The sequence below is a fragment of the Pseudomonas sp. CG7 genome (assembly GCF_023701885.1).
Classification (GTDB): Bacteria; Pseudomonadota; Gammaproteobacteria; order Pseudomonadales; family Pseudomonadaceae; genus Aquipseudomonas; species Aquipseudomonas zanjanensis.
Genome location: NZ_JABAEE010000149.1, coordinates 1 through 5878, shown reverse-complemented (window position 1 = coordinate 5878; position 5878 = coordinate 1). Strand labels below are relative to the sequence as shown.

Here is a 5878-nt window from a genome sequence, read left to right as displayed (position 1 = left end):
ATCGCATGCAGCTTATTGGGGCCGCTTTGCGCCCCAGCGGGAGCACGCTCCCTCGCCGCGGGGTTGAGTGCCCGGCATCAGGTCTGGAAACACCCGAGAACCCCTGTGGGAGCCGAGCTTGCTCGCGATGACGGTTGCCTAGCCGACCTCACCGCCAACTGACCCACCGCCCTCGCGAGCAAGCTCGCTCCCACATTGGCTTCGGCAAGTCTTGAGTGAGTGGGTTGCCCAAGAAGCAGGCTTTGCTTTCTTGTTATCAAGCTTATTGATGGTCGCCGGGTGAGCTTGACCCAAGCCTAATGCGGCAGATACAGGTCATGGACACGCTTGATGGTCCCATCCGCGCGAAGCGCTTCAACCGCTTCGCGCAAACGCTCGACCATTTCTGGCGAACATTGCTTCGAACAGGCCAGGTAAAGGTCGGCGCTGCTGCCGACCTTGCTCATGAGCAGTTTGCGCTTGGACACCTTCGGCCAGATGTATCGACTCTCCGGCACGCCGTTGAACCAGGCATCGATACGCCCCATCAACAGCATCTGGGCGGGATTGTCGCCAATGGCCAGCGGGTAGATCTGTTCATCGCTGAAGCCTTCGGTGCGCAGGATATCTTCCTGTGCACTGCCCAGGCCGACGCCGATCTTGCGGTAGGTTTCCTTGGCCTGGGCGAAGCTGCTCACCCGTCGTTCAAGACTGAAAAAAGCTCGCTCCATGGGCATGATCGAGGCGATCCAGGTGAAACGATCCTCTCGGGTGGGGATGCGCGAAAGAGGCGTGATCAAGTGGTCATGCTCTTCACTGACATGTTTCTGTGCCCGGGCCCAGGGAAGCACATGGATCTTTACCGTATAGCCAGCCTTGGTCATGGCTGCCGCGGCGACATCGCCCACGATGCCGTAGCCCCTGGGATCGTTGACGAACGTCAGGGGCGGAGCCTCGAGAATGTGCAATTCAATTTCCAAGGCTTCAGCGCCGGCGTTGTGCACCACCAGCAACGGTATCAATAGACAAAGCCTGGATAGCGCCTTGGTGGGAACATTCAAAACGCGTTTGCTCAGGCTCATGGTCGATACTTCAGGCATTGGAAAGTGGGCGCCATTCTACGGGGCGGCGCCGGAAACAGCGTGCTGCAGGCCGTTTTATGTGATGCGGCGCACCCCGAGTGGGTTCGCCACAGTCGTTTTATCAGGACACGCCAGTCTGTTGCGTTGGCCTGGCTGCGTGTATCTGAAGGTATAGATCATTGCATCGACAAAAGCGTTTAATCTGGCGCTTTGTGACGATACCTAGTAATGGTCACAAAGTTGTCAACGATCTTCAGGATGCGTAAGCTGCCCCCATGAACCAGCCATCCCTACCTTCGCCCAGTACCCGCGGCCCAGCCGATCATGAGATTCGCCACCAGATTGTCGCGGCGGCCAATGAGCATTTCAGTCAATACGGGTATGGCAAGACCACGGTGTCCGACCTGGCCAAGGCCATCGGTTTCTCCAAGGCCTACATCTACAAGTTCTTCGACTCCAAGCAAGCGATTGGCGAGGCCATCTGTAGCCAGTGCCTGGCCGAAATCGTCGCGGCGGTGGAGCAGGCCATCAGTGAAGATGGGCTTTCGGCGACGGAGCGTTTTCGCCGCTTGGTCAAGGCCTTGATCACTACGGGTGTTAACCTGTTTTTCAATGATCGCAAGCTCTATGACATTGCGGCGTTTTCCGCGTCGGAGCGCTGGCCCAGTTCGCAAGTCTATAACGCACGGATCAAGAACTTCGTGCTGCAGATCGTGCGTGAGGGGCGGGAGCTTGGAGAGTTCGAGCGCAAGACGCCATTGGATGAGACGGTCGACGCGATCCATCTGGCGCTGCGGCCGTTCGTCAATCCTTTGCTGTTGCAACACAACCTCGATTACGTCGACGACGCCCCCACGCTTACCTGCAATCTCATCTTGCGTAGCCTCATGCCGTGAGCTTTGACTGACGGTAGCCGCGCATCAGTACCGGCTGTTACGGCTGTGCCGTTCTCTTGAGTGGATCCGCCATTTTTGTGACCAATCACATAGTTGGTCAGGAGGGCGAATTCAGTCAGCGAGCCGCCATCGGCTGGCCTTCAGCAGGCTGCCAGCCACCACCCAGCGCCCTGAATGCCGCCACCGCGGCCCGTGCCGATTCTGTACGTGCTTGCGCCCGTGCGTCGGAGACCTGCAGCAGCGTCGCGTCGGCATTGAGGACGTCGATCAGGCTGGCGGTGCCTTTTTGATAGGCAATGAACGACGATTGGCGGGCTTGCGTCAGCGAGGTTTCGCCCTGGGTGAGGGTGTTCGCCTGGGATTCTCGATTCACCAGCGCGGAAAAAGCGTTCTCGACGTCCTCGGTGGCGCGCAGTGCGGATTGGCGATAAGCCGCCAGCGCTTCGGCTTCCTGCCCCTTGGCCTGGTCGATTTGCGCGTTGATGCGGCCAAAGTCAAAGAGCCTCCAGCGCAGCCCCAGCGCGCCCGCCGCCTGGCTGGCATCACCGCTGAAAAGGTGGCCGGCGGAACCTGCCGTGGCACTGCCCAGTAACGCGCTGAGGGAAAATTTCGGGTAGTACTCGGCGACGGCCTCGCCGATACGCGCATTGGAGGCGGCCAAACGACGCTCGGCCACGATCAGGTCTGGCCGGCGGCGCAATAGATCGGCAGGGGCCCCCATGGTCGTTATCTGTGGCGCCAAAGGGATGGTCCGTCCATTTGCCAACTGCCCGCGATAGGTGCCGGGCGGGGTGCCGAGCATGACATCCAGGGCGTTCATGGCCGCGTCCAGGCCCGTTTGCAGCACGGGCCTCGTCGCCTGGACCTGCGAGAGGGTGCCCTCGACCTGGTGAACCTGATAGCTGGCCGCAAGGCCCTTGCTGTAGAGCAGTTGGACTTTCTCCAACAGGTCCTGCTGTGTCTTGACTTGTCGGTTGGCAATGTCCAGCCGCGCCTGCAGTCCCCGAGCTGTGATGTAGAGGTCGGCAGTCTGTGCGGCGACAGCCAGGCGTGTGGCCGCGACACCTGCCTCGCTGGCCTGGTACTCGGCCAGCGCCGCTTCGCGTCCACGGCGCAGGCCGCCAAAGAGGTCCATTTCCCAACTGGCGCCCAGGTTGAGTTCGTAGGCGCTGCCGTAGCGATCGTAGCCAGGTGTCGAGTCCAGCACTTGGCCCAGTGGCGTTTCCACGGATTGATACGCGCGCGCAGCCTGGCCGTTGATGTTTCCAGAGGGCAATAACGCCGCATTGGCAGCCCCCAGGCCGGCCCGCGCCTGGGTGCCACGGGCCGATGCCTGCGCCAGGTCCAGGTTCTGCTCGAGCGTCTTGGCAATCAGGTCGCTGAGCACTGGATCGGCAAAACCTTCCCACCATGTAGCCAGGCTGGCCGGCGTCGCTGCGGCCCTTTGCTCGACAGAGGCCTGGCCCAGGTAACGATGGGCGAGCGCAGTGTCTGGACGTTGATAATCCGGACCGACAGTGCAGCCTGCCATCATGCTGAAGCTCACCAACCAAGCAGCGGGGCGTAGGGGCGACATTGGGATTCCTGGAGTCGTGGATGAATTGTGACCATATTATATTGTGGTCACTTTCTGTCAATGAGCACTCATGGGGCAAACTTTGTAATGTGACTGAATAAAGGTTATGCGGAAGATTGATCAGGATGTGAATCGGATTGTGACCATTGACAGTAATGGTCACGAGATTGAGAATGCGGTCTCTCTGTCCACATTTGCCAAAAAGGGAACCTATGCGCCGGCTCCGACCTGTCACCTTTGCCGCTTGCTTGTTGCCGCTCGTCCTGACGGCGTGTGGCGATTCCTCCGCCACCAAAGACCCGCGCACCCTTGCCCCGTTGGTGCGGGTCGCCCAGGTCCAGGGATCGTCCGACGCCACGCGCTCTTTTACTGGCGTGGTGGCCGCTCGTGTCCAAAGTGACCTGGGCTTCCGGGTGTCAGGCAAGGTGCTCGAACGTTTGGTCGATACCGGGCAGGCGGTGAAACGCGGTCAGCCGCTCATGCGCCTCGACCCCATCGACCTGGGGTTGCAAGCCCGAGCCCAGCAAGAAGCAGTCGCTGCCGCCAGGGCCCGGGACAAGCAGACCGCCGATGACGAAGCGCGCTATCGCGATCTGGTCGCCGCAGGCGCTATTTCCGCATCGGGTTACGCCCAGATCAAAGCCGCCGCCGACACCGCCAAGGCCCACCTCAGCGCCGCGCAGGCCCAGGCTGACGTCGCCCGGAACGCATCGGGTTATGCCGTGCTGCTTGCCGATGCCGACGGTGTCGTGATGGACACCCTGGCCGAACCCGGGCAAGTCGTCAGCCCCGGGCAAACCGTGGTTCGACTGGCGCGGGCCGGTCAGCGTGAAGCGGTTGTGCAGTTGCCTGAGACCCTGCGACCTGCCGCAGGCGCCACCGCCCAGGCGACGCTTTATGGCGCTAGCACGGGTGCCGTCACCGCAAAGTTGAGGCTGCTGTCGGATTCGGCCGACCGCGTGACGCGCACTTTCGAGGCCCGGTATGTGCTGGAGGGGGCGTTGGCCAATGCACCGCTGGGGGCGACCGTTACGCTGCGCATCGCCGAAGGTTCCGCGCAACGGCAGGCGCTGCAAGTGCCGATAGCGGCCATTTATGATTCGGGAAAAGGTACCGGCGTATGGAGCATTGACGGCGAACCGGCGAAAGTCATCTGGCGACCTGTGCAAGTCCTGGGGCTGAGCGACGACGCCGCGCGCGTCTCCGGTGATCTCAACGTGGGCGAGCGCATTGTCGGGCTCGGCGCCCATCTGCTGCGCGAGGGTGAAGAAGTGCGGCTGGCGCAACCGGGTGACGTGAAGGTTGCCGGGGGCCGTCCATGAGCCTCAACCTGTCGGCACTCGCCGTTCGCGAGCGATCCATTACCGTGTTTCTGATTTTCCTGATCGCCGTCGCGGGGACCTTGGCGTTCTTCCAGTTGGGGCGCGCCGAGGACCCACCGTTTACGGTCAAGCAGTTGACCGTCATCACCGCATGGCCGGGCGCAACCGCCCAGGAAATGCAGGACCAGGTCGCCGAACCGCTTGAAACACGCTTGCAGGAATTGAAGTGGTACGACCGCACGGAAACCTACACCCGTCCCGGCCTGGCCTTCACCATGGTGTCGCTGGTCGATCGAACGCCACCTTCGCAGGTGCAGGAGGAGTTCTATCAGGCGCGCAAAAAACTCCAGGACGAAGCGCTCAAGTTGCCCGCGGGTGTCATCGGGCCCATGGTCAATGACGAGTTTTCCGATGTGACGTTCGCGCTGTTCGCCCTGAAAGCCAAGGGCGAGCCGCAGCGATTGCTGGTGCGTGATGCCGAAGCGTTGCGCCAGCGCCTGCTGCACGTGGCGGGGGTGAAAAAAGTCAACATCATCGGCGAGCGGGCCGAGCGTATTTTCATTTCCTTCTCCCACGATCGGCTGGCCACCCTGGGCGTCTCGCCCCAGGATATCTTCGCGGCGCTGAACAGCCAGAATTCGCTCACGCCAGCCGGTTCGATCGAAACCAATGGACCGCAGGTCTTCCTTCGGGTCGACGGCGCGTTCGATAAGTTGGCGAAAATTCGCGACACGCCCCTGGCGATTCAAGGGCGCACGCTCAAGCTCTCGGACGTGGCGACCGTCGAGCGTGGCTACGAGGATCCAGCCACGTTCCTGGTGCGCAATAACGGTGAAGACGCGCTGTTGCTGGGCGTCGTGATGCGTGAAGGCTGGAACGGCCTGGACCTGGGCAAGGCCCTGGATGCGGAGACGACCAGGATCAACCAAGACATGCCCTTGGGCATGACCCTCACCAAAGTCACCGACCAGTCGGTGAACATCGACTCGGCCGTCGGCGAGTTCATGGTCAAGTTCTTCGTCG

5 protein-coding genes are annotated in these 5878 nt (G+C 61.5%); 3 read left to right on the top strand and 2 right to left on the bottom strand.

Annotated features, from left to right (window positions below; translation table 11 throughout):
- Positions 1 to 296 precede the first annotated feature (296 nt).
- Complete coding sequence (locus HGO40_RS30065; RefSeq protein ID WP_250966003.1) at positions 297 to 1061, bottom strand: substrate-binding periplasmic protein; 765 nt, start codon at positions 1059 to 1061, stop codon at positions 297 to 299.
- A 275-nt stretch (positions 1062 to 1336) separates the two neighbouring features.
- Between HGO40_RS30065 and HGO40_RS30060 the strand changes: the two genes are divergently transcribed.
- Positions 1337 to 1957 (top strand): TetR/AcrR family transcriptional regulator, encoded by a 621-nt coding sequence (locus HGO40_RS30060; protein WP_250966002.1) that lies wholly within the window; start codon positions 1337 to 1339, stop codon positions 1955 to 1957.
- Between the two features lie 115 nt (positions 1958 to 2072).
- Here the strand turns inward: HGO40_RS30060 and HGO40_RS30055 are convergent, their stop codons facing one another.
- Positions 2073 to 3533, bottom strand: coding sequence for an efflux transporter outer membrane subunit (locus tag HGO40_RS30055; RefSeq protein WP_250966001.1), 1461 nt, complete (start codon positions 3531 to 3533; stop codon positions 2073 to 2075).
- Positions 3534 to 3745: 212 nt separating this feature from the next.
- Here HGO40_RS30055 and HGO40_RS30050 point away from each other — a divergent pair, with 212 nt between their 5' ends.
- Entirely contained in the window at positions 3746 to 4855 is a 1110-nt protein-coding gene (locus HGO40_RS30050) for an efflux RND transporter periplasmic adaptor subunit (protein ID WP_250966000.1), read from the top strand.
- A partial coding sequence (locus tag HGO40_RS30045) for an efflux RND transporter permease subunit (RefSeq protein WP_250965999.1) occupies positions 4852 to 5878 on the top strand: 1027 nt, incomplete at its 3' end. The genes HGO40_RS30050 and HGO40_RS30045, both read left to right, overlap by 4 nt.